Here is a 456-nt window from a genome sequence, read left to right as displayed (position 1 = left end):
GTTTCCGGCGTACCTTTGTCTCACGGGCAACCTGTGACGCCGACTGCGATATCGCGGATGAAGCAACGCGGTTAATGGCCATTGCGGCGGCACCAGGCACCGCCGTTTTGCTGATACGGCTGAGGTTTTCAACGGCCTGCTCAAGACCTTTTATGGCCATACATCCCCCTTTCAGCGGCGACGGTTAACGGCAGGCGGTACGCCCCGTCCAAGCCAGAGATGACAACTTCCGCCATCATCCGGCGAAACCCGACCTACCCAGAAATTTTCCTCACCGATGGTCAGCGCGTCTCCACGCCGCAGCTGCCGCACCTCCTCAGTACGGACAAACCGGAACGGGCTGGAACCATCACCGCGCAACGCCCGTCCCGCACGACTGCTGTTTGACGGGGCGTCACAATCCACCCGGAACACCGCACCCCGCCGACTCCCGGGAGCTATGTCGGCCGCAGCGCC

General features: G+C 62.5%; 2 protein-coding genes. Both read right to left on the bottom strand.

Annotation, left to right across the window (positions count from 1 at the left end; genetic code table 11):
• A partial coding sequence (locus CRV02_RS14460) for a phage tail protein (protein ID WP_072109790.1) occupies positions 1–160 on the bottom strand: 160 nt, incomplete at its 3' end.
• Between the two features lie 11 nt (positions 161–171).
• Positions 172–456 (bottom strand): head-tail joining protein (locus CRV02_RS14455; protein WP_258239333.1); only part of this gene is annotated, 285 nt, incomplete at its 5' end.

The sequence above is a fragment of the Arcobacter sp. CECT 8989 genome, from assembly GCF_004116715.1.
Classification (GTDB): domain Bacteria; phylum Campylobacterota; class Campylobacteria; order Campylobacterales; family Arcobacteraceae; genus Halarcobacter.
Note: the sequence above shows the minus strand (reverse complement) of the source record. Positions and strands in the feature narration are given on the sequence as shown.